This window comes from Glutamicibacter sp. PAEs-4 (assembly GCF_051161755.1).
Lineage (GTDB): Bacteria > Actinomycetota > Actinomycetes > Actinomycetales > Micrococcaceae > Glutamicibacter > Glutamicibacter nicotianae.
Genome location: NZ_CP195017.1, coordinates 1,155,809 through 1,180,042 on the forward strand (window position 1 = coordinate 1,155,809; position 24,234 = coordinate 1,180,042).

The window sequence follows — 24,234 nt, forward strand, 5'->3', positions numbered from 1 at the left end:
AATATTTCGCGGTAGAATCTGGTCATGACGATTTCAGTAGCTGTTTCCGGCGCCAGCGGATACGCCGGCGGCGAGGTCCTGCGCATCCTCGCGGCGCACCCAGAGGTAGAGATCGGCGCGATCACCGCGCATTCGCAGGCCGGGCAGCGTCTCGGCTCGATCGCCCCGCACCTGCATGCGCTCGCCGACCGGGTCCTGGTGGACACCACCGTGGAAAACCTTGCCGGGCACGACGTGGTGTTCCTGGCCCTGCCGCACGGCGCCTCGGCCGCCGCGGCCGCGGCCCTGCCCGAGAACACCCTGGTCATCGACGCCGGCGCCGACCACCGGCTGGAATCGGCCGCCGCCTGGGAGAAGTTCTACGGCTCCGAGCACGCAGGCTTCTGGCCCTATGGCCTGCCCGAGCTGCCCGGGCAGCGCGAAAAGCTGGCCGGAACCAAGCGCGTCGCCGTCCCCGGCTGCTATCCGACCGGCGCGCAGCTGGCCCTGGCCCCCGGCTTTGCCGCCGGGCTGCTGGAAGCCGACGACGTGGTCATCATCTCGGCTTCGGGCACCTCGGGCGCCGGCAAGTCGCTCAAGCCCCACCTGCTGGGCAGCGAGGCGATGGGCTCGATGAGCACCTACGGGGTGGGCGGCTCGCACCGCCACATCCCGGAAATGGAGCAGGGCTTCTCCAAGCTGGCCGGCGAAGATGTCACCGTCTCCTTCACCCCGACCCTGGCCCCGATGCCGCGCGGCATCCTGACCACCGCCACCGCGCGGGTGTTGCCGGGCGTCACCGCAGCGCAGCTGCGCGAGGCCTGGACCGAGGCCTACACCGACGAGCTGTTCGTGCACCTGCTGCCCGAGGGCCAGTGGCCGACCACCGGTGCGGTGCTCGGATCCAACCACGTCCAGCTGCAGCTGGCCTTCGATACGCACGCGAACCGCGTGATCGCCACCGCCGCGCTGGATAACCTGACCAAGGGCACCGCAGGTGCCGCCGTCCAGTCGATGAACATCGCACTGGGACTGGAAGAAAACACCGGACTGCTCATGCAAGGAGTCGCACCGTGAGCCTCGCCTACACCCCCACCCGCCCCTCGGCATCCGGCACCGGCGTCACCGCCCCGGCAGGCTTCGCGGCCGCCGGCGTGCCGGCAGGGCTGAAGTCCACCGGCAAGAACGACGTGGTCGTGGTGCAAAACCTCGGCCCGCAGTTCACCGCCGCCGGCGTGTTCACCTCCAACCGCGTGGCCGCCGCCCCGGTGCACTGGTCCAAGCAGGTGCTGGCCGATGGCCGCATCGACGCGGTGGTGCTCAACTCCGGCGGAGCGAACGCCTGCACCGGCGCCGAAGGCTTCGCCAACACCCATAAGACCGCCGAATACGCCGCGCAGCTGCTCTCGGTTTCCGCCGGCGATGTTGCGGTGGCCTCCACCGGGCTGATCGGCGTGCAGCTGCCGATGGACAAGCTGCTGCCCGGCGTGCAAGCAGCCGCCAGCGCCTTGGCCAGTGACCAGAACGCCGCCGATCAGGCGGCCGCGGGCATCATGACCACCGACACCGTGCCGAAGCTGGTCTCCCGCATCGTCGGGGCCCCGGGCTCCGGCCAGGTGGTCATCGGCGGCATGGCCAAGGGCGCGGGCATGCTCGCCCCGGCGCTGGCCACCATGCTCGTGGTGCTCACCACCGACGCGCAGCTGACCGCCGAGCAGGCCGATGCGGCCCTGCGCGCCGCCACCGCGATGAGCTTCGACCGCGCGGATTCCGATGGCTGCATGTCCACCAACGACACCGTGGTGCTGCTGGCCTCCGGCGCCTCGGGCACCACCCCGGACCTGGCCGACTTCACCGCCGCGCTGACCGACGCTTGCTGCGAGCTGGCGGCGAAGCTGATCGAGGATGCCGAAGGGGCCGATCACACCATCGCGATCCGCACCTTCAACGCCGCCACCGAGGCCGACGCGCTGGAAGTCTCCAAGGCCGTCTCGCGCTCCAACCTGGTCAAGACCGCCGTCTTCGGCAAGGACCCGAACTGGGGCCGCGTGCTCTCCGAGGTCGGCACCACCAAGGCGGCCTTCGAACCCGACGAGCTGAACGTCTCGATCAACGGCGTGATGGTCTGCAAGAACGGCGGCGTCGGCGAGGACCGCAACCTGGTCAGCCTCGAGGAGCGCAATGTGCGCATCGAGATCGACCTGAACGCCGGCACCGAGGAAGCGACCGTGCTGACCAACGACCTGACCCACGACTACGTCCACGAGAACTCCGCCTACTCCAGCTAGGCAGAAGCAAGGGAATTCAGCTATGGCCCACACCGCCCGCACCAACCTGGATACCGCCCAATCCAAGGCCGAAGCGCTGATCGAGGCGCTGCCCTGGATCCAGCGCTTCGCCGGGAGCACCATGGTCATCAAATACGGCGGCAACGCGATGGTCAACGACGAGCTGCGCCGCGCCTTCGCCGAGGACATCGTGTTCCTGCGCCACGCCGGAATCAACCCGGTCGTGGTGCACGGCGGCGGCCCGCAGATCAACAAGATGCTCGACACCCTGGGGATCGAATCGGAATTCCGCGGCGGGCTGCGGGTGACCACCCCCGAAGCCATGGACGTGGTGCGCATGGTGCTCACCGGCCAGGTGCAGCGCGACCTGGTTGGCCTGATCAACTCGCACGGACCCTACTCGGTGGGCATGTCCGGCGAGGACGGCGCCACCTTGCAGGCGGTGCGCACCGGCACCATCGTCGACGGTCTGCCGGTGGATCTGGGTCTGGTCGGCGAGGTCACCCGCGTGCGCACCGACCAGGTCGACTCGCTGGTGGACGCCGGGATGATCCCGGTGATCTCCACCGTCGCCCCGGAGTTCGACGCCGACGGCGAGCCCACCGGCGCGGTGCTGAATGTCAACGCGGATACCGCCGCGGCGGCGCTGGCCACCGCGCTGGGCGCTGCCAAGCTGGTGATCCTCACCGACGTGGAGGGGCTGTACGCGGCCTGGCCGGACAAGTCCTCGCTGATCAGCTCCATCACCAACGACGAGCTGCGTACGATGCTGCCCGGCCTGGAATCGGGCATGATCCCGAAAATGGGCGCCTGCCTCAAGGCCGTCGACGAGGGCGTGGGGCAGGCCCACATCGTCGATGGCCGCCAGCCGCACTCGATGCTGCTGGAAATCTTCACCACCGCCGGCGTGGGCACCCAGGTGCTCCCCGCCGCCAACACCGCAAGCAATACCGCACAGAAGGACGCCAAGTGAGCGAGCACGCCGACCCAACCACCGATTCCGCGCTGGCCGGCAGCGCAGCCGCCGAGGTGGCCGGGTTGAGCCAGCTCTCCTCGGCCGCACTGGCCGACCGCTACTCCAACTCCCTGCTCGGCGTCTTCGGCACCCCGCAGCGGGTGCTGGTGCGCGGATCGGGCTGCCACGTCTGGGATGCCGACGGCAACCAGTACCTGGATCTGCTCGGCGGCATCGCGGTGAACACCCTCGGCCACGGGCACCCGCTGCTCGCCTCGGTGATCTCCAGCCAGCTGGCCACCCTGGGCCATGTCTCGAACTTCTTCACCAGCCCCAGCCAGATCGCGCTGGCCGAGAAGCTGCTGGAGATCTCCGCCGCCCCGGCCGGCTCCAAGGTGTTCTTCGCCAACTCCGGCACCGAAGCCAATGAGGCGGCGCTGAAGCTGACCCGGCGCAATGCCGGCACCGCCGACGCACCGCGCACCAAGGTGATCGCCCTGGAACACGCCTTCCACGGCCGCACTCTCGGCGCGCTGTCGCTGACCTACAAGGAGAAGTACCGCGCCCCCTTCGCCCCGCTGCCGGGCAACGTGCAGTGGATCGAGGCCGGGAACATCGAGGCGCTGCGCGCCGCGGTGGACGAGACCGTCTCGGCGGTGTTCATCGAGCCGATCCAGGGCGAGGCCGGGGTGCGGCTGCTTTCTGCCGAGTACCTGGCCGCCGCCCGGCAGATCACCCGCGAGGCCGGCGCGCTGCTGGTCTTCGACGAGGTGCAGACCGGCATGGGCCGCACCGGGTCGTTCTTCGCCTCCGCACCGGTGATCCCGGATGTGATGACGCTGGCCAAGGGCCTGGGCGGCGGCTTCCCGATCGGCGCGATGATCGTCTTCGGCGAAGAGAACACCAAGTGGCTGGCCCCGGGCGACCACGGCACCACCTTTGGCGGGAACCCGGTGGCCTGCGCCGCGGGCCTGGCGGTCATCCACACCATCGAAGCGCAGAACCTGCTGGCCCATGTGCGCGCCACCGGCCACTGGCTGCGCGAGCAGCTGGCGGGCATCGAGGGCATCTGTGCGGTGCGCGGCGCCGGGCTGCTCACCGCCTTCGAACTTGTTTCCGCGAACGCGCCGAAGCTGGTGGCCGCGGCGCTGGATGCCGGTTTCATCGTGAACGCCACCGACGAGCAGACCATCCGCCTGGCCCCGCCGCTGGTGATCACCACCGAGCAGCTGGGCACCCTGATTGCCGCCCTGCCGCAGCTGATCAGCGCGGCCAGCTAGCCGCCGGAATGAACCTCGCCACCACCCCTGAGACGAGCAAAGGAATCACCCCATGAGCGCAACCCGCCACTTCTTGACCGACCTGGACTTCACCCCCGACGAGCAGTCCAAGGTGCTGGATCTGGCCGCGGCGATGAAGGCCGACAAGTACGGCTACGCCCCGTACGCCGGCCCGCAGACCGTCGCGGTCTTCTTCGACAAGACCTCCACCCGCACCCGGGTCTCCTTCCACGCCGGCATCGCCGAACTGGGCGGCTCCCCGCTGGTCATCAACTCCGCCGATTCGCAGCTGGGCCACAAGGAGTCCATCGCCGACTCCGCCAAGGTGCTCGAGCGCATGGTCTCCACCATCGTGTGGCGCACCTTCGCCCAGTCGGGCCTGGAGGAAATGGCCGCGAATTCCTCGGTACCGGTGATCAACGCGCTGTCCGACGACTACCACCCCTGCCAGCTGATCGCCGACCTGCTCACCGTGCGCGAGCACAAGGGCAAGACCAAGGGGCTGACCATGAGCTACCTGGGCGACGCGGCGAACAACATGGCCAACTCCTACCTGCTGGCCGGGGTGACGGCCGGCATGCACGTGCGCATCGCCGGGCCCGAGGGCTACCTGCCCTCCGCATCGATCATCGCCGCGGCTGAAGAACGCGCGGCACTCACCGGGGGATCGGTCATGATCACCACCGATGCCGCCGCCGCGCTCGCCGACGCCGACGTGGTCGTCACCGACACCTGGGTCTCCATGGGCCAGGAGGACGAGAAGGAAGCACGGCTGAAGCTGTTCACCGGCTACTCGGTGACCGCGCAGGCGATGAAGCTGGCCAAGGACGACGCGATCGTGCTGCACTGCCTGCCGGCCTACCGCGGCTACGAGATCGACGCGGAGGTGATCGACGGCCCGCAGTCGGTGGTGTTCGACGAGGCCGAGAACCGCGTGCACGCGCAGAAGGCGGTCATGACCTGGCTGATGGTCGCTTCCGGCCTGGCCGACGACGACCGGGTGGAGCTCTAGGATGTCAGCCCAGCCCAGCACCAAGACCGCCCGCCAGGCCCGCATCCGCGCCTTTTTGGGAAACAACTCCGTCAAGTCCCAGGCCGAGCTGCTGGGCCTGCTCAAGGAGGACGGGCTCGAAGTCACCCAGGCCACGCTCTCGCGCGACCTGGTGGAAATCGGCGCGGTGCGCATCCGCGACAACTCCGGCCAGCTGATCTACGCGGTGCGCCAGGAGGGCGGGGACCGTTCCCCGCAGACCGCGATCACCCAGGAAGTGCTCGACGCGCGCCTGGCGAAGATCTGCGCCGAGCAGCTGGTCACCGCCGAAGCCAGCGGCAACATCGTGGTGCTGCGCACCCCGCCAGGCGCCGCGAACCTGCTGGCCTTGGCGATCGACCACTCGCAGATGCCCTCGATCCTGGGCTGCATCGCGGGGGATGACACCATCATGCTCACCACCCGCGCGGTCGACGGCGGCGCCGAAGTCGCCGCCCGCTTTCTGCAGCTGGCCGAGCCCCGCTAGGCACCAGCACCCTAGCCGCCGCGAACTTCTCCACAGTTCGCGGCGGCTTCGCCATGCCCGCCCCCGTAGCGCCGGATGATCGGTGCATGGAACAACACGAACACGTCGGCACCCAAGGCACCGCAGGGCCTGCCGATCCGGCCACCGGCCTGGCCGCCGTATTGGCCAGCACCGCAGAGCAGCTGGCCAGCGGAACCCCGCTGGATGCGGCCAGCCTGCTGCGTGCCGAGGCCGCGTGCCTGAACCTGTTCCAGCACCTCGGCGCCCAGGCCTCGCGCAGCACCGATCCGCGCCTTGCCCTGGCCCACGCCCACTTTGCCGAAGCCTTCGGCCAACACGCCACCCGCGCCCTCATCATCGCCGCAAGCCTGGTGGAAACCACCGCAGCCCACGCCCTGGACCTCGATGAGTTCGACCACCTGCGCGCGGGCACCACCGACTTCAGCGCCCCGCCCCAATTCGCGCCCGGCCGCACCGTCTACCTGGATGCCGCCACCGTGCTCTCGCAGCTGCTGGACCTGAACTATTTCGAGGCCGACCGCCGCGTCAAGGACGCCCACCTGATCCACGCCCGCAAGGACATCTCCGGCGCCGCCTGCGCCCCGCGCTTCACCCTGCTTGCCGAGCACTTCGCAGCCCCCGCCCCCGGCCTGCCGGATGCCGCCTCGGCCACCGCTGATACGAGTACCGCGGCATCGTACGCGCCCGCCGGCTGGGCCCTGCCGGAGCTGCACAACGCCCCGGACCCGCGCGAAGTGCTGAAAACCGCCCGTGCGCTGGACAAGTTCGAACCCCAAGACACCACCTTCGACGGCCTGCCCACCGCGGCGACCGCCAAGGCCGCCGACGGCAACTTGCTGGAGGAGCACGCCGCCGCGCACCTGAAGGAAGACCGGATCCGCATCCGCCAAAAGCGCATCAACGGCTTGATCAAGGACTACAAGGACGCGCACGCCCAGGGCAAGACCCCGAAACTGGGCCTTTTCCGCGGCAAGGTGGTCAACGGCGTGCATGAATTCATCGTGCGCGTGCGGGAGATCGACGCGGAGCTCTGGGAATCGCTGATCACGCAGGCCGACAACAAGCGCACCAAGGCCGGCGCCGCCGCCCGCCAAGCAGCAGACGCAGCAGATGCCGCCGGCGATGACCCGGCAGATGGCCAGCGCTCCGGCAACAGCAGCTCAGACCAGCAAACTGGTGACACCGGCAATCCTGCGGCCGACGGGCAGCCCACCGGCCGCAGGGGCGCACAGGCCCCCGACGCGCCTGGCCCGGGAAACGACCAGCAAACGCACAATGGCACGACAGGGCAGGACGCAGCGTCCGACCGCCTCTGGCACAGCGGCCAACCTGCCCCGGACTGGGCGGGCATTGAGCCGGATTCCCCGCCAGAAGAATCCGCGCCAGATGAATCCCCGCCAGATGATGCCCGTTCGGATCCGGCCCCGCCGCCGGGCCTGCCAGAAACCTGCTCGGTGCCCGAACGCCGGCTCAACGCGCGATCCTGCGCAATACCGGCAGGGAAAGCAACGGCCAACGCATCATCCCCGAAATCGTGGTGCACGCGCACCTCGAAGATCTCCAGGATCTCGCAACGCTCACCGGCGTCAGCGCCCACGGCGTGAAAATCCCAGCGCCGCAGCTGCGCACCATGCTGTGCGAAGCGAAAGTGCTCAGCCCGATCTACGACGCTGACGGGATGGTCATGGACATCGGCCGTGACGCCAGGTACTTCCCGCGCTGGATGAAGCTTGCCGCCCGCGACCGGGACGGCGGTTGCCTGGTCCCTGGCTGCACGCAGGACCCGGCCCTGCTCGAATTCCACCACTTCAGGCCATGGGCCAAGGGAGGCCGGACCCGGCTCCAGGACTGCTGCCCGCTGTGCGCAGCGCACCACACCATGGTCCACAGCGGCTACCTGAGAGTGGTCAAGGTCAGGGGACTGCCCCACATCATCCTGCCCAAGCACCTCGATCCGCTGCAACTGCCGCAACGCAACGCCTATTTCGCCCGGACCTAGCTGCCTGGGATCGCAAAACTGCCGCGCACTCGGTACCAAGTGCGCGGCAGTTTTCGTGCGTTGATGCCGTTCGGGCCGGATCAGGCGGCAAGCTCCTCCACGGCGTCAAGCGAGAATGCGCGCTCGAAAGCTGCCTGGACCTCGTCGGTATGGGCCACCAGAATGATCTTGTGGATCGGTGAAATGTGCTTGTTGGTCTCGACCCACCGGCTGATGGCTGCATGGGCGATGTCGGCAACCTGTTCGGGATCCCATCCGAAGGCACCTGCGCCAATCGCCGGGAACGCGACCGAGTGGGCCTCATGGCGGGCGGCGACGTAGAGGGAATTCACGAAGCAGTCATCAAGGATCTTCGGGTTCGGCTTGATCAGCGCCAGATTCGGAGCTGCGGTGTGCACGACCCACTTGGCCTGCAGATTCCCGGCCTTGGTGATGACGGCAATGCCCGAGGGGATTCCGTCGGGGTAGCGGTTGGCGCGAATCTCCCGGCAAGCGGCCAGCAGGCTGGGGCCGGCGGCTGCATGGATGGCGCCGTCGACGCCGCCACCACCGAGCAGTGAAGGATTAGCCGCATTGACGATGGCATCAACTTTCAGGGTGGTGATGTCGCCCCGGTACAGCTGGATTTCCATTTGGTACCTCCGAAGATCGTTCCGTATCGGCTCTATGATCACACCATACGCCCGGGCGCTGAGGACTGGAAGAGGCAAAACTTAAGGTTTCCTGCGTGTTCCAGAGCTCCATCGATCATCGCCACGCAGGCCACGGCGGAAATCATGCGATGCATGAATTGGCACAACGTTGCATAAATATGAGTTGCATTGCATAAAGCTTTGCTAGAGTAGGGTGCAGTGCAATTTTTACCGGCAGAAAGGAACGGGCCATGGCCTCGTCAACAAATGAAGGATCGCTCTGGGGTGGTCGCTTCTCCGGCGGCCCAGCGGATGCAATGGCAGCGCTGAGCAAGTCCACCCACTTCGACTGGCGCCTGGCCAGCTACGACATTGCCGGATCCCGTGCCCATGCCAAGGTGCTCAATCGCGCTGGCCTGCTCACCGATGCCGAGTTGGCAGACATGATCACCGCGCTGGACCAGCTGGAAGCAGACGTGCTCTCCGAGGCCTATGTTGCCGCGCCCACCGACGAGGACGTCCACGGCTCGCTGGAGCGCGGGCTGCTGGAGCGCGCAGGAACCACCCTGGGCGGCAAGCTGCGCGCCGGCCGTTCGCGCAATGACCAGATCGCCACCCTGGGCCGCATGTTCCTGCGCGACCACGCGCGGATCATCGCCCGCGGCGTGATCGACACCCTGGACGCCATGGTCCAGCAGGCCAAAGCGCACCCGTATGCGCCGATGCCCGGCCGCACCCACCTGCAGCATGCCCAGCCGATCCTGCTCTCGCACCTGCTGCTGGCCTACTCCTGGCCGCTGCTGCGCGACGTGCAGCGCCTGATCGACTGGGACAAGCGCGCCGCTGTTTCGCCCTATGGCTCTGGTGCGCTGGCCGGCCAGACCCTGGGCCTGGATCCGAACTTCGTCGCCGCCGAGCTGGGCTTCGACTCCGCCGTGCACAACTCGATCGACGGCACCGCAGCCCGCGACGTGTTCGCCGAATTCTCCTGGATCGCCGCCATGATCGGCGTGGACCTGTCCCGCGTGAGCGAAGAAGTCATCCTCTGGGCCACCAAGGAATTCAGCTTCGTGAAGCTGCACGACTCCTTCTCCACCGGCTCCTCGATCATGCCGCAGAAGAAGAACCCGGACATCGCCGAGCTGGCCCGCGGCAAGGCAGGCCGACTGATCGGCGACCTGACCGGCCTGCTGGCCACGCTCAAGGCGCTGCCGCTGGCCTACAACCGCGACCTGCAGGAAGACAAGGAGCCGGTGTTCGACGCCGCGGATACCCTGGAAATCCTGCTGCCTGCGGTCGCCGGAATGATGGGCACGCTGACCTTCAACACCGAGCGCATGGCCGAGCTGGCCCCGCAGGGCTTCGCCCTGGCCACCGACATCGCCGAATGGCTGGTCCGCCAGGGCGTGCCGTTCCGCGACGCCCACGAGCTCTCCGGCGCGGCCGTGCAGCTGGCCGAATCGCGCGGCGTGGAACTGTGGGACCTGACGGACGAGGACTACGCCGGGATCTCCGAGCATCTGACCCCTGCGGTGCGCGAGGTGCTCTCCACCGAGGGCTCGCTGAACGCCCGCAACGGCCAGGGCGGCACCGCCCCGAGCGCCGTCGCGGCGCAGCTGGAAGAGTTCGAACGCCAGCTGGCCGAGATCAAGGCCTGGGCCAAGTAGCACTGTCCACGTGGCAGGCGGCCGCCGATCAGGAAGCATCCCGCCCGGCGGCCGCTGCCGTTTCAACCATGGCCTCCTGCCCTTGCGCATTTGTCCCAGGTTCGCGCTAGAGTGTGCTTCATGACACAACTCCTGGCCCCGGCCGAACTGATCGCACAGGTCACCACCGCATTGGATGAGCTGACCGTGCAGCTGCGCGAGGTTCCGGCCACGCAGTACACCAAGCCGAGCTCGCTGCCGGGGTGGAGCACCGCCCAGCTGATCGCGCACCTGGCCTCCTTCGCGAAGGCCGCCGTGCGCCAATTCGAGCACGCCGGAGCGGACCAGCTGCCCTCGATGTACGACGGCGGCGCCGAGGGCCGGATCGAGGCGATCAACATGACCGCGCTGATGCGCCCCGAATCCCTGCGTGCCCTGGCCACCGACGGGTTGGCCCAGTTGCGCGCCGTCCTGCCCGGCGTCGAAGACGTCTGGGAGCAGCCGGTGGGGTACCGCCCGGGCGCCACGGCCGCGGACCTGATGTACGCGACCTGGCGCGAGATGCTGATTCACGCCACCGACCTGGACGAATTCGTCCGCCCTGCCGCCAGCTGGCCGGCGGCCTTCAGCGCGCACCTGTTCCGTGCGCTCGAAGCCCGCGTTCCTGAAGGAACCCGCCTGGTGCTGCAGCCGCATGGGAAGACCCCGATCGTGCTCGGGAACGGCTCGAAATCCTGGGTGCTTTCGGGCACGGATTTCGATTTGGCCGCCTGGATGGCTGGACGCCCGGCAGCCGGGCCGGTGCAGGTCACCGCCGCCGCCGATTCGGCCGCCGACCCGCAGCTGCTGCCCTGGCCCAGCGATCGGCTGATGGCCCGCTAGAACCGGGCGCACCGCGCCGGGGCCGCCCGGAATGTGCTCATGATTATGCACGAGCGTGGGAAAAGCTGCGCGCAAAGGGACTAAAATTGGCAGACGTGACTACTTCTGAGAGCATTAGCGACCTGCTGGACCGACTGTGCGAGATCGTGCCCGATTACCCGCAGCCGGGGATCTCCTTCAAGGACCTCACCCCGGTCTTCGCCGACCCGGTCGGCCTGCGCCGCATGGTCGACGAACTGATCGCACCCTTCGAAGGGCAGTTCGACATCGTCGCGGGCCTCGAAGCGCGCGGTTTCGTGCTGGCCGCGGCGGCCGCCTACGCATCGGGCAAGGGCATGCTGACCATCCGCAAGGCAGGCAAGCTGCCGCGCGAGGTCTACCGCGACGAGTACACCTTGGAGTACGGCACCAGCTGCCTGGAGGTGCACAAGGACGAGATCGCCCCGGGCACCCGCGTGCTGATCCTCGACGACGTGCTCGCCACCGGCGGCACCGTCGGATCGGCGGTCCGCCTGCTCCAGCAGACCGGCGCGAAGATCGCCGGCGTCGGCGTCGTGCTGGAACTCGACGGCCTGGGCGGCCGCGCCAAGCTGCCGGGGCAGCAGGTCGTGTCCTTGCAGGTCGTGCATTCCTGAACCTGTGTGGGCGGGTAACAATCCGCCACGGTTCCACGCCGCTGGCGAACAACCCTCCGGCGGGCCCGGACCGCGCGCGGGCAACGGCGCACGGGATTACCTGCGCCGGCGAAAAGGCGCGTATCATTATCTGTCCTGCGTTTTTACGCGGGAACCGTTGCACGCGGGGCCCTGCGCCCTGCACACGGGCACATCTTGAGCGCGAGGGGAAACTGGGTTGACCGACACCATCGAGGCCGATCTGCTAGCTGAATCCGAGTATGTGGGCCGCCTGTATGCGCGGCTGGACGAGTTGCGCGCCGAAAAGCTGGAGCAGCTGGAGCGCACCCGGGCCCAGGGGGCCGTGGGCACCTTCCAGAACATGTCCGAACGCGACTCCTTCGCCACGCTCTACGAGGACCGGATCGCCCAGCTCGACGCCGTCGAGGACCGCCTGGTCTTCGGCCGGCTGGACATGGCGGCCAACGGCCGGCAACAGCAGCCCGGCGACGCCGATTCCGCGGCCGCGCCGCGCTACATCGGCCGCATCGGCCTGTCCGACGAGGACCTGAATCGGCTGATGATCGACTGGCGGGCCAGCGAAGCCGCCCCGTTCTACCAGGCCACCGCGCTGAATCCGCGCGGGGTGCGCCGCCGCCGCCACCTGATGCTCAAGGGCCGCTCCGTGGCAGGCATCGAGGACGACGTGCTCGACGAGACCTGGCTGGACGAGGGCCACACGCACCACGGCGAAGGCGCGCTGATGGCGGCCCTGCGCGAGAAGCGCACCGGCCGCATGGGCGACATCGTCGGCACCATCCAGGCCGAGCAGGACGCGATCATCCGCGCCCAGCTGCCCGGGGCCGTGGTGGTCCAGGGCGGCCCGGGCACCGGCAAGACCGCCGTCGCCCTGCACCGCGCGGCCTTTCTGCTCTACGAATACCGCGATCGGCTGAAGAACGCCGGCGTGCTAATCGTCGGCCCCTCCAACTCCTTCATGCGCTACATCGAGCGCGTGCTGCCCTCGCTGGGCGAGACCGGCGTGGTCATGTCCTCGGTGGGCGATCTCTACCACGGAATCCACGCCGTGCCGGAAGCCAACCGCACCGTCGCCCGGCTCAAGGGCCAGCTGTCCATGGCCAAGGTGATCGCCAACGCGGTGCGCAACCGCCAGCGGCTGATCCCGGAAAACCGGACCTTGGTGGTGGAGGGCACGCGCCTGGTGCTGACCCCGAAGATGGTCAAGAACGCGCGCGAACGCGCCCGCCACACCCGCAAGCCGTACAACGAGGCTCGCGAGACCTTCGTCAAGGTGCTGGTGGGCGAGCTGGCCGAGCAGCTGCGCCGCAAGCTGGAGGAATCGGCCGGGCAGTCCTCGACCACCGACCGCTCCTACCTGCCGCAGGAGGTGCGCGAATCGCACGATGTGCGCGTGGCGCTGAACCTGTGCTGGATGCCGATGACCCCGCAGCAGCTGGTGGCCGAGCTGTTCGCCACCCCGCACCTTCTGGCCGCCGCGGCGCCGCATCTGGCCGAGCACGAACGCGATGCCCTGTACCGCCGGGCCGGCTCGCCGTTCACGGAGGCCGATGTGCCGCTGCTGGACGAGGCCGCCGGGCTGCTCGGCGACTTCGCCGACCCGCTGGAAGGCGCCCGCACCGCCCAGTACGAGGCCGATGTGGAGAACGCCAAGGCCGCCCTGCGCAATATGCACACGATGCTGGAAAACGCCGGCATCGACGGCGTGGTCACCGCGGAGCAGGTAGCCGGGGTGAACCAGGAAACCGCCGTGCGGCTCACCGCCGCCGAACGCGCGGTGGCCGACCGCACCTGGGCCTACGGGCATATCGTCGTCGACGAGGCGCAGGAGCTCTCGCCGATGCAGTGGCGCCTGCTGATTCGCCGCTGCCCGATGAAGTCCTTCACCATCGTCGGCGATATCGCCCAGACCTCGGCCGCCTCGGGCGCCAGCAGCTGGTCCCAGGCCCTGGAGCCGTTCTTCGGCGACCGCTTCGAACTCGAAGAACTGACCGTGAACTACCGCACCCCCGCGCAGATCGCCGACGCGGCGGTGCGCGTTGCCCAGGCCGCCGGCCTGCGCATCACCACCCCGCAGGCGGTCCGCGAGGGCGACTGGCCGCCGGTGCTGACCCGCACCACCTCCGCCAAGGTGCAGGACACGGTGCTGGCCGCGCTGCGCGAAGAACTGGAATATTCGGCCGGGGGACTGCAGGCGATCATCGTGCCGCAGCAGGACCTGGCCCGCATCCGCGCGGCGGTCGAGCAGGTCTACGGCGACCGCGTCGGCAGCGGCTCGGGCGGGTTGAGCCAGGACATCGTGGTGATCACCGCGCGCGAGTCCAAGGGCCTGGAATTCGACGGCGTGCTGATCCTTGAACCTGCCGAGCTGGTGGACGAGGTCGACGGCGGCGTCGGCGATTTGTACGTGGCGATGACCCGCACCACCCAGCGGCTGCACGTGGTCCACGCCCGCGAGTTGCCCGAGGGCATGGAAGCCTAGCGGCCCGCGCGGTTGCAGATGTGACCAAGGGGCGGGCCGGGCAAGTGGCACGAGCCCGCCGGCAGGCGATAACCTTGAACCTGTGTGCCGGGAACGCAACCCCGACTCCCGGCGCGATCACAGGTGCACGCAGGCAAATGCGTGCACTCGGGGCAGAACGAAGACAGAAAATGGTCACAGTGAGCATGTCTGATACGAAGCAGAATCCCGTGATTGCGGGACAGAGCAACGACGCATCTTTCGAGAACGTCTGGCAGGAATTGAAGTGGCGCGGCCTGGTGCACGTGTCCACCGACGAAGCCGAGCTGGAACGAGCCCTGTCCGAAGAATCTGTGACCTACTATTGCGGATTCGATCCCACCGCGCCGTCCCTGCACCTGGGCAACCTGGTGCAGCTGCTGAACATGCGACGCCTTCAGCTGGCCGGCCACAAGCCGCTGGCCCTGGTGGGCGGTTCCACCGGCCTGATCGGCGACCCGCGGCAGACCGCCGAGCGCACCTTGAACACCAAGGAAACCGTGACCGAATGGGTCGCCAAGCTCCAGGCCCAGGTTTCCCGCTTCCTCTCCGCCGAAGGCGAGAATGCGGTGCGCCTGGTCAACAACCTGGACTGGACCGCGCAGCTGTCGGCCCTGGACTTCCTGCGCGACGTGGGCAAGTACTTCCGCGTAGGCACCATGGTCAAGAAGGAGATCGTGGCCGCGCGCCTGAACTCCGACGAGGGCATCAGCTACACCGAGTTCTCCTACCAGGTGCTGCAGGGCTACGACTTCCTGGAACTGAACCGCCAGTACGGCTGCACCCTGCAGACCGGCGGCTCGGACCAGTGGGGCAACCTGACCAGCGGCACCGACCTGATCCGCAAGGTCCAGGGCAACTCGGTGCACGCCTATGGCACGCCGCTGATCACCAATTCCGACGGCACGAAGTTCGGCAAGTCCGAGGGCAACGCCATCTGGCTGGATGCCGAGATGTGCAGCCCGTACACCTTCTACCAGTTCTGGCTGAACACCGCCGACGCCGACGTGATCGACCGCCTGAAGGTCTTCACCTTCCTGACCCGCGAGCAGATCGCGGAATTGGAAACCGAGGTTGCCGAGCGCCCGTTCAAGCGCGTCGCCCAGCGCACCTTGGCCTGGGAAGTCACTTCCCTGGTTCACGGAGTGCAGGCCACCGAACAGGTGATCGCCGCTTCGGCTGCGGTCTTCGGCAATGGCGATCTTGGCGCAATCGATCTTCCTACCCTGGAATCGGTCATCGCCGAGCTGCCTTCGGCAAAGGTCGCCGCGGACGATCTGGGCATCCTGAATGTCCTGGTGGCATCGGGCCTGAGCAAGTCATTGTCCGAAGCGCGCCGCACGGTAGCCGAAGGTGGCGCCTACGTGAACAACGCCAAGGTCGACGGCATCGAAACCGAACTGGCCGAGTCGGACTTCCTGCATGGCCGGTACGCGATCGTGCGCCGCGGCAAGAAGAACATGGCAGTGGCTGAACTGGTCAAGTAAGGCCCGCGAACAGCTGCACTACACGAAACCGCCAGAAAAACTTGTGAACCAAGACACTTTTCTGGCGGTTTTGTTGTACCAAATTAACAAAATTCCTAGTCAAGCTCGAAATAATAAGTGAAAACAAGCCTGCTGGCCGATTTTGCGTCGTGGTGGGATGCGTGTAAAGTTTTATCTCGCGCCGCTGATCCGGACGGCCTGAAAAGGCGAATCGGAAACAGCGGGGTGAACCAGTCTGAAACGCCGAGTTGACAATGGTCAACGCGGTGGTAAGCTGGAAAAGTTGCTCCGGAGCGAAGCAGCGGCCATCACAGGATGGCTGGTGTGGTGTCGAGAGTGTTTGTTGTTTGAGAACTCAATAGTGTGCCAAGTTTGTTGATACCGAATATTTTTATTTGGTGAATACATAACATTTGCTTGAGGCATTGCACCCCCGTGCAGTGTTCTTGAGTGTTTTATTATTCGCCAGGACTTCATCGGCTTCGCCCTTCTTTTCCAAGGGGTTGCTGGTGGCTTTTTATTTTTTTATGGAGAGTTTGATCCTGGCTCAGGATGAACGCTGGCGGCGTGCTTAACACATGCAAGTCGAACGATGAAGCCCAGCTTGCTGGGTGGATTAGTGGCGAACGGGTGAGTAACACGTGAGTAACCTGCCCCCGACTCTGGGATAAGCCCGGGAAACTGGGTCTAATACCGGATATGACCTCGCACCGCATGGTGCGGGGTGGAAAGATTTATCGGTGGGGGATGGACTCGCGGCCTATCAGCTTGTTGGTGAGGTAATGGCTCACCAAGGCGACGACGGGTAGCCGGCCTGAGAGGGTGACCGGCCACACTGGGACTGAGACACGGCCCAGACTCCTACGGGAGGCAGCAGTGGGGAATATTGCACAATGGGCGAAAGCCTGATGCAGCGACGCCGCGTGAGGGATGACGGCCTTCGGGTTGTAAACCTCTTTCAGTAGGGAAGAAGCGAAAGTGACGGTACCTGCAGAAGAAGCGCCGGCTAACTACGTGCCAGCAGCCGCGGTAATACGTAGGGCGCAAGCGTTATCCGGATTTATTGGGCGTAAAGAGCTCGTAGGCGGTTTGTCGCGTCTGCCGTGAAAGTCCGAGGCTCAACCTCGGATCTGCGGTGGGTACGGGCAGACTAGAGTGATGTAGGGGAGACTGGAATTCCTGGTGTAGCGGTGAAATGCGCAGATATCAGGAGGAACACCGATGGCGAAGGCAGGTCTCTGGGCATTTACTGACGCTGAGGAGCGAAAGCATGGGGAGCGAACAGGATTAGATACCCTGGTAGTCCATGCCGTAAACGTTGGGCACTAGGTGTGGGGGACATTCCACGTTTTCCGCGCCGTAGCTAACGCATTAAGTGCCCCGCCTGGGGAGTACGGCCGCAAGGCTAAAACTCAAAGGAATTGACGGGGGCCCGCACAAGCGGCGGAGCATGCGGATTAATTCGATGCAACGCGAAGAACCTTACCAAGGCTTGACATGTGCCAGACCGCTCCAGAGATGGGGTTTCCCTTCGGGGCTGGTTCACAGGTGGTGCATGGTTGTCGTCAGCTCGTGTCGTGAGATGTTGGGTTAAGTCCCGCAACGAGCGCAACCCTCGTTCCATGTTGCCAGCACGTAGTGGTGGGGACTCATGGGAGACTGCCGGGGTCAACTCGGAGGAAGGTGGGGATGACGTCAAATCATCATGCCCCTTATGTCTTGGGCTTCACGCATGCTACAATGGCCGGTACAATGGGTTGCGATACTGTGAGGTGGAGCTAATCCCTAAAAGCCGGTCTCAGTTCGGATTGGGGTCTGCAACTCGACCCCATGAAGTCGGAGTCGCTAGTAATCGCAGATCAGCAACGCTGCGGTGAATACGTTCCCGGGCCTTGTACACACCGCCCGTCAAGTCACGAAAGTTGGTAACACCCGAAGCCGATGGCCTAACCACCTTGTGTGGGGGGAGTCGTCGAAGGTGGGACTGGCGATTGGGACTAAGTCGTAACAAGGTAGCCGTACCGGAAGGTGCGGCTGGATCACCTCCTTTCTAAGGAGCTAACCATTATTGGTTGCCCATGCTGGACACGAGTGTTGTCCGGGTGGGTTGCTCATGGGTGGAATATCAATGGACTCAATACCGGAAAACGTGCTGGCTGATGCTGGTGCGGGGTATTGGCTGTGGCCGCGTGGTGCTTGGGCATCTGCTAGTACGCATTGCAGGGGGTTTTCTTCTTGCGGTGCTGGAATGCGGTGTGTGGGTGTTGTGTGGTTTGTATGGTTTGGCATGCTGTTGGGTTTTGAGGCAACAAGCCTCCTTTCCTGGTGAATGGTTGCCGGGGTTCTTCCTGTGGGGAGGGTCCTGGTGGTGTTCGCTTGGGTGAGGGGTTCTTGGTGTTTCGGTGTTTGTCCTGTGTTTGCTGCAAGGATGTCCTGGTGGATTGATGCTGGCCTTTGGTTGGTGTTGGTTTTGGGGTGTTGTTGCGGGGGTGCGGGGTTGTTGTTTGGGAACTGTATAGTGAACGCGAGCATCTTGCAGATGAGATGAGCTGGGTAGTCCTTTTCCTGGGATTGCCTGGTGTTGGAGTCTTGTCTGCGTGATTTTGTTAGATTGTTTTATTGCTCAATTCTGAGACTTTGATTTGTGTTGAAGTTTTTAAGGGCGCACGGTGGATGCCTTGGCATCAAGAGCCGATGAAGGACGTGGGAATCTGCGATAAGCCTGGTGGAGTCGATAACCGGACGTTGAGGCCAGGATTTCCGAATGGGGGAACCCCGCACCATGTTATGTGGTGTGACCTGCAGCTGAATGTATAGGCTGTGTGGAGGGAACGCGGGGAAGTGAAACATCTCAGTACCCGCAGGAAGAGAAAACAACAGTGATTCCGTTAGTAGTGGCGAGCGAACGCGGATGGGGCTAAACCGGTTGGTGTGTGATAGCGGATAGGCGTTGCATCATCGGGGTTGTGGGGTTGACATGTACCAGCGCTATCTTGCTGGTGGGATGAGGTGCAGGCGTATAGGTGAATCGGTTGGAATGCCGGACCAGAGAGGGTGATAGTCCCGTAGGCGTAATGCGTGTCTGCCGTTCTAGTGTTGATACCCGAGTAGCACGGGGCCCGTGAAACCTTGTGTGAATCTGCCAGGACCACCTGGTAAGCCTGAATACTACTTGATGACCGATAGTGAATCAGTACCGTGAGGGAATGGTGAAAAGTACCCCGGGAGGGGAGTGAAATAGTACCTGAAACCGTGCGCTTACAATCCGTTAGAGCTGGGGACTTGTTCCCTGGTGATGGCGTGCCTTTTGAAGAATGAGCCTGCGAGTTAGTGTTACGTCGCGAGGTTAACCCGTGTGGGGAAGCCGTAGCGAAAGCGAGTCTGAATAGGGCGTTTGAGTGGCGTGATCTAGACCCGAAGCGAAGTGATCTACCCATGGCCAGGTTGAAGCGCGTGTAAGAGCGTGTGGAGGACCGAACCCACTTCAGTTGAAAATGGAGGGGATGAGCTGTGGGTAGGGGTGAAAGGCCAATCAAACTTCGTGATAGCTGGTTCTCCCCGAAATGCATTTAGGTGCAGCGTTGCGTGTTTCTTGCTGGAGGTAGAGCTACTGGATAGGCGATGGGCCCTACAAGGTTACTGACCTTAGCCAAACTCCGAATGCCGGCAAGTGAGAGCGCAGCAGTGAGACTGTGGGGGATAAGCTTCATAGTCGAGAGGGAAACAGCCCAGAACGCCAACTAAGGCCCCTAAGCGTGTGCTAAGTGGAAAAGGATGTGGAGTTGCTGTGACAACCAGGAGGTTGGCTTAGAAGCAGCCACCCTTGAAAGAGTGCGTAATAGCTCACTGGTCAAGTGATTCCGCGCCGATAATGTAGCGGGGCTCAAGCACACCGCCGAAGTTGCGTCATTCAAATATTAACCTGGTTTCGATTGGGTGTTTGGATGGGTAGGGGAGCGTCGTGTGGACGGTGAAGTCGCGGTGTAAACCAGCGGTGGAGGCCACACGAGTGAGAATGCAGGCATGAGTAGCGAATGACGGGTGAGAAACCCGTCCGCCGAATGATCAAGGGTTCCAGGGTTAAGCTAATCTGCCCTGGGTTAGTCGGGACCTAAGGCGAGGCCGACAGGCGTAGTCGATGGACAACGGGTTGATATTCCCGTACCGGCGAAGGACCGCCCATACTGAGCTGTGGATGCTAACCATGACGGATCCGGTGATTTGTTCCTTCGGGAATGGTTGCTGGTGGTGTGGTGGGAACCGATGCAGTGAGGTCAGCGTATTAACAGGTGTGACGCAGGAAGGTAGCCGAGCCAGGCAATGGAATTGACCTGGTCCAAGGGTGTAGGAAGAGCGGTTGGCAAATCCGCCGCTCATGTTTCTGAGACCTGATAGGCGCCCCGTTTATGGGGTGATTCGGTGATCCTATGCTGCCTAGAAAAGCATCGGCGCGAGGTCCCAGTCCGCCCGTACCCCAAACCGACACAGGTGATCAGGTAGAGAATACTAAGGCGATCGAGAGAATCATGGTTAAGGAACTCGGCAAAATGCCCCCGTAACTTCGGAAGAAGGGGGGCCTGCCCCGTGATGAGAACTTGCTTCTCTGATGCGGGTGTGGGCCGCAGAGACCAGGGGGAAGCGACTGTTTACTAAAAACACAGGTCCGTGCGAAGTCGCAAGACGATGTATACGGACTGACTCCTGCCCGGTGCTGGAAGGTTAAGAGGACTGGTTAGTCACTTTTGTGGCGAAGCTGAGAATTTAAGCCCCAGTAAACGGCGGTGGTAACTATAACCATCCTAAGGTAGCGAAATTCCTTGTCGGGTAAGTTCCGACCTGCACGAATGGAGTAACGACTTCCCCGCTGTCTCAACCATGAACTCGGCGAAATTGCAGTACGAGTAAAGATGCTCGTTACGCGCAGCAGGACGGAAAGACCCCGAGACCTTTACTATAGTTTGGTATTGGTGTTCGGTGCAGCTTGTGTAGGATAGGTGGGAGACTGTGAAGCTTGGACGCTAGTCCAGGTGGAGTCATCGTTGAAATACCACTCTGGCTGTACCGGTCACCTAACTTCGGACCATGATCTGGTTCAGGGACAGTGCCTGATGGGTAGTTTAACTGGGGCGGTTGCCTCCTAAAATGTAACGGAGGCGCCCAAAGGTTCCCTCAGCCTGGTTGGCAATCAGGTGTCGAGTGTAAGTGCACAAGGGAGCTTGACTGTGAGAGTGACAGCTCGAGCAGGGACGAAAGTCGGGACTAGTGATCCGGCGGCACCTCGTGGAAGGGCCGTCGCTCAACGGATAAAAGGTACCTCGGGGATAACAGGCTGATCTTGCCCAAGAGTCCATATCGACGGCATGGTTTGGCACCTCGATGTCGGCTCGTCGCATCCTGGGGCTGGAGTAGGTCCCAAGGGTTGGGCTGTTCGCCCATTAAAGCGGTACGCGAGCTGGGTTTAGAACGTCGTGAGACAGTTCGGTCCCTATCCGCTGCGCGCGTTGGAAATTTGAGAAGGGCTGTCCTTAGTACGAGAGGACCGGGACGGACGAACCTCTGGTGTGTCAGTTGTACTGCCAAGTGCATCGCTGATTAGCTACGTTTGGAAGGGATAACCGCTGAAAGCATCTAAGCGGGAAGCCTGCTTCGAGATGAGATTTCCATGCACCTTTGTGTGTGAGAGGCCCCCAGCTAGACCACTGGGTTGATAGGCAGGATGTGGAAGCAAGGACTGAAGACTTGTGCAGCTGACCTGTACTAATAGGCCGATGACTTACAACACACAATAAAACAATAATTTGAACTGATATTTTTCAATGCTGTTCGCGTTCACTATGCGGTTACGAGACAACAACCTCTAGCCAATAAATACGGATGAGTTACAAGACTTTGTAGCACCGGAAAACACTGACCAGGAAATATTTGGTTTGTGTGCTTCGTGATTGTTACGGCGGTCATAGCGTGGGGGAAACGCCCGGTCCCATACCGAACCCGGAAGCTAAGGCCCATTGCGCCGATGGTACTGCACTCGTGAGGGTGTGGGAGAGTAGGTCACCGCCGGACTTAACCTAGTGGGTTTGAGGCTCTAGCCAGTGATGGTTGGAGCCTCACCTGTTTAACCCGTCAGTGTGCGGCCAGGTGCTATTGCCTGGCCTGTTCGTGTTTAAGGGGGTTTGGCCGCTGGCCGCTGCCGTGCCCCGCTCCACAACGGATCAGGCCGGTATTGAGCCGAAGAGAAAACCTAAGTGGAGTGACTGAGTGTCTTGCCACATTGCACCTGTTTCCCTATGGTATGTCTCGTGGCTCCCGTAGACTTGAAGTTAGATGTACATGCCTTTATGGCGTGCAGAATAGTTAATAGTGAAGTGATTTGCTAAGGCAATCACGAAGGTTGCGGTATTGAGATAGCCGCTGAAGGGGACATTAGATGTCTAACGAATTCCGCCGTAACTCCGACAACGGACGAGGCGACTTCCGGAACTCAAACTCAAGCCGCAACAACTCCCGCGATGGTTTCAAGCGTCGCGATGACCGCAGCGATTTCAAGCGCACCGACGATAACCGTGGTGGATTCCGCGGTGAGCGCCGTGATGACAACCGCGGTGGCGGGTTCAAGCGTAATGACGACCGTGGCGGTTTCCGTGGTGAGCGCCGTGATGACAACCGCGGTGGCGGGTTCAAGCGTAATGACGACCGTGGCGGTTTCCGTGGTGAGCGCCGTGATGACAACCGCGGTGGCGGGTTCAAGCGCAACGATGATCGCGGTGGCTTCCGTGGCGATCGTAACGATGATCGTGGTGGTTTCCGTGGCGATCGTAACGATGATCGCGGTGGCTTTAAGCGCAACGATGACCGTGGCGGTTTCCGTAGCGAGCGCCGTGATGACAACCGCGGTGGTGGCTTCAAGCGCAATGACAACCGCGATGGCGGGTTCAAGCGTAATGATGATCGCGGCGGTTTCAAACGCAACGATGACCGTGGCGGTTTCCGTGGTGAACGTCGCGATGACAACCGCGGTGGCGGGTTCAAGCGTGATGACAACCGCGGCGATTTCAAGCGCAACGATGACCGTGGCGGTTTCCGTGGTGAACGTCGTGATGACAACCGCGGTGGCGGGTTCAAGCGTGATGACAACCGCGGCGATTTCAAGCGCAACGATGACCGTGGCGGTTTCCGTGGCGAGCGTCGTGATGACAACCGCGGTGGCGGCTTCAAGCGCAACGATGACCGTGGCGGTTTCCGTGGCGAGCGTCGTGATGACAACCGCGGCGATTTCAAGCGCAACGATGACCGTGGCAGTTTCCGTGGCGAGCGTCGTGATGACAACCGCGGTGGCGGCTTCAAGCGCGCCGATGACCGTCGTTCCAAGGGGGATCGTCCAGCACGCGAGGACCGCTTTGCCGACAAGCGCGAGAATGCACCACGCGCGCACAACCCGGGCGATCTGCGCATCTCGAACCGCTCCGATCGCGAGCAGTCCCCGGACATCGATGAGGACGTTACTGGCAAGGAGCTGGACCGTGTAGCACGCGCACAGCTGCGCTACCTCGAAGAGCGTTCGGCAAGCTGGGTCGCCAAGCACCTGGTGATGGCTGGCCGCCTGCTGGAAGAGGACCCGGAACTGGCTTACCAGCACACCCTGGCGGCATCGCGCCGTGGCGGCCGCGTCGCCGTCGTGCGCGAAGCCGTTGGCATTGCCGCCTACCATGCCGGCAAGTACGCCGACGCGCTGCGTGAGCTGCGCACCCACCGCCGCATTTCCGGCTCGGACTACAACCTGCCGTTGATCGCCGACTCGCTGCGCGGCCTGGGCCGTGCGGAGAAAGCCATCGAGCTGGCGCACTCCGAGGAATGCGCCAACCTGGAAACTGCCGTCAAGGTCGAAATGCAGATGGTTGCCGCTGGCTCCTACGCCGACCTGGGTAAGCTGGACAAGGCACTGGCTGAGCTGGAGTCGCTGGAGCAGCTGAACTTCAACCGCGCCTTCTCCTTCAGCCCGCGCCTGTTCACCGCCTACGCTGACCTGCTCTCGGCTGCCGGCCGTGCAGAAGACGCGAAGCGCTGGAATGCACAGGTGGAGGTTGCCGAAAGCGCCCTGGGCATCGAACGCGAAACCGAATCCTTCATCATGGACCTGGCTCCGGAGCTGGACGAGGAAGAGGAAACCCCGCGTGCCAAGGATCTGATCGAACCTTCCGAGTCCTCGGAAGCGGCTGCCGACGCAACCGCAGACGAAGCTGAAGAGCCTGAAGCCGAGCAGACCGGCATCGACGAGGACGATGACCTGAACGTGGTCGTCGAATCCGACACGGACGCCGCCGAAGCCGACGTGGAAGACGAATCGACGAAGTAAGCTTTGGCGTAGTAGCCAAATACCTAAAGTAGTAGGAACCAC

At 63.9% G+C, this 24,234-nt stretch carries 15 protein-coding genes, 3 rRNA genes and 1 pseudogene; 18 read left to right on the plus strand and 1 reads right to left on the minus strand.

Annotated features, from left to right (window positions below; all coding sequences use genetic code 11):
- Positions 1–24: 24 nt before the first annotated feature.
- From argC to ACR9WD_RS05490, 8 genes are all read left to right on the plus strand, one after another.
- Positions 25–1,056, plus strand: coding sequence for an N-acetyl-gamma-glutamyl-phosphate reductase (gene argC, locus ACR9WD_RS05455; RefSeq protein ID WP_434922887.1), 1,032 nt, complete (start codon positions 25–27; stop codon positions 1,054–1,056).
- Positions 1,053–2,267, plus strand: coding sequence for a bifunctional glutamate N-acetyltransferase/amino-acid acetyltransferase ArgJ (gene argJ, locus ACR9WD_RS05460; protein WP_434922888.1), 1,215 nt, complete (start codon positions 1,053–1,055; stop codon positions 2,265–2,267). The genes argC and argJ overlap by 4 nt, the downstream gene beginning before the upstream one ends.
- A gap of 22 nt (positions 2,268–2,289) precedes the next feature.
- Positions 2,290–3,240, plus strand: coding sequence for an acetylglutamate kinase (gene argB, locus ACR9WD_RS05465; protein ID WP_141357578.1), 951 nt, complete (start codon positions 2,290–2,292; stop codon positions 3,238–3,240).
- Entirely contained in the window at positions 3,237–4,502 is a 1,266-nt protein-coding gene (locus ACR9WD_RS05470; RefSeq protein ID WP_121866493.1) for an acetylornithine transaminase, read from the plus strand. Before argB ends, ACR9WD_RS05470 begins: the two co-directional genes overlap by 4 nt.
- A gap of 52 nt (positions 4,503–4,554) precedes the next feature.
- Entirely contained in the window at positions 4,555–5,514 is a 960-nt protein-coding gene (gene argF / locus ACR9WD_RS05475) for an ornithine carbamoyltransferase (protein WP_038993671.1), read from the plus strand.
- Position 5,515: 1 nt separating this feature from the next.
- Positions 5,516–6,019 carry an arginine repressor gene (locus ACR9WD_RS05480; RefSeq protein ID WP_038993670.1) on the plus strand — a complete coding sequence of 168 codons (504 nt, stop codon included), beginning with the start codon at positions 5,516–5,518 and terminating at the stop codon, positions 6,017–6,019.
- A gap of 86 nt (positions 6,020–6,105) precedes the next feature.
- Positions 6,106–7,644 (plus strand): hypothetical protein, encoded by a 1,539-nt coding sequence (locus ACR9WD_RS05485; RefSeq protein WP_434922889.1) that lies wholly within the window; start codon positions 6,106–6,108, stop codon positions 7,642–7,644.
- Entirely contained in the window at positions 7,641–8,039 is a 399-nt protein-coding gene (locus ACR9WD_RS05490) for an HNH endonuclease signature motif containing protein (protein WP_434922890.1), read from the plus strand. Before ACR9WD_RS05485 ends, ACR9WD_RS05490 begins: the two co-directional genes overlap by 4 nt.
- A gap of 80 nt (positions 8,040–8,119) precedes the next feature.
- Here the strand turns inward: ACR9WD_RS05490 and ACR9WD_RS05495 are convergent, their stop codons facing one another.
- Positions 8,120–8,671, minus strand: coding sequence for a macro domain-containing protein (locus ACR9WD_RS05495; RefSeq protein WP_038993667.1), 552 nt, complete (start codon positions 8,669–8,671; stop codon positions 8,120–8,122).
- A 251-nt stretch (positions 8,672–8,922) separates the two neighbouring features.
- Here ACR9WD_RS05495 and argH point away from each other — a divergent pair, with 251 nt between their 5' ends.
- From argH to ACR9WD_RS05545, 10 genes and pseudogenes are all read left to right on the plus strand, one after another.
- Positions 8,923–10,338: an argininosuccinate lyase gene (gene argH, locus ACR9WD_RS05500; protein WP_121866496.1), complete on the plus strand. Its 1,416-nt coding sequence runs from the start codon at positions 8,923–8,925 to the stop codon at positions 10,336–10,338.
- A 120-nt stretch (positions 10,339–10,458) separates the two neighbouring features.
- Positions 10,459–11,199 carry a maleylpyruvate isomerase family mycothiol-dependent enzyme gene (locus tag ACR9WD_RS05505; protein ID WP_038993665.1) on the plus strand — a complete coding sequence of 247 codons (741 nt, stop codon included), beginning with the start codon at positions 10,459–10,461 and terminating at the stop codon, positions 11,197–11,199.
- A gap of 86 nt (positions 11,200–11,285) precedes the next feature.
- Positions 11,286–11,834: an adenine phosphoribosyltransferase gene (locus ACR9WD_RS05510; RefSeq protein WP_121866497.1), complete on the plus strand. Its 549-nt coding sequence runs from the start codon at positions 11,286–11,288 to the stop codon at positions 11,832–11,834.
- Between the two features lie 217 nt (positions 11,835–12,051).
- Positions 12,052–14,334: a HelD family protein gene (locus ACR9WD_RS05515; protein WP_434922891.1), complete on the plus strand. Its 2,283-nt coding sequence runs from the start codon at positions 12,052–12,054 to the stop codon at positions 14,332–14,334.
- Between the two features lie 185 nt (positions 14,335–14,519).
- Positions 14,520–15,839, plus strand: a complete 1,320-nt coding sequence (gene tyrS / locus ACR9WD_RS05520; RefSeq protein ID WP_052254096.1) for a tyrosine--tRNA ligase — start codon at positions 14,520–14,522, stop codon at positions 15,837–15,839.
- A 524-nt stretch (positions 15,840–16,363) separates the two neighbouring features.
- A 16S ribosomal RNA gene (locus ACR9WD_RS05525) occupies positions 16,364–17,889 on the plus strand.
- A 596-nt stretch (positions 17,890–18,485) separates the two neighbouring features.
- Positions 18,486–21,621 (plus strand): 23S ribosomal RNA (locus ACR9WD_RS05530).
- A gap of 164 nt (positions 21,622–21,785) precedes the next feature.
- Positions 21,786–21,902: ribosomal RNA gene (gene rrf / locus ACR9WD_RS05535) — 5S ribosomal RNA — on the plus strand.
- The 16S, 23S and 5S rRNA genes sit together here, the layout of an rRNA operon.
- A gap of 364 nt (positions 21,903–22,266) precedes the next feature.
- Positions 22,267–23,262, plus strand: a pseudogene (locus tag ACR9WD_RS05540) (hypothetical protein); the annotation flags it as partial.
- A gap of 165 nt (positions 23,263–23,427) precedes the next feature.
- Positions 23,428–24,192, plus strand: a complete 765-nt coding sequence (locus tag ACR9WD_RS05545; RefSeq protein WP_208644136.1) for a hypothetical protein — start codon at positions 23,428–23,430, stop codon at positions 24,190–24,192.
- Positions 24,193–24,234 lie beyond the last annotated feature (42 nt).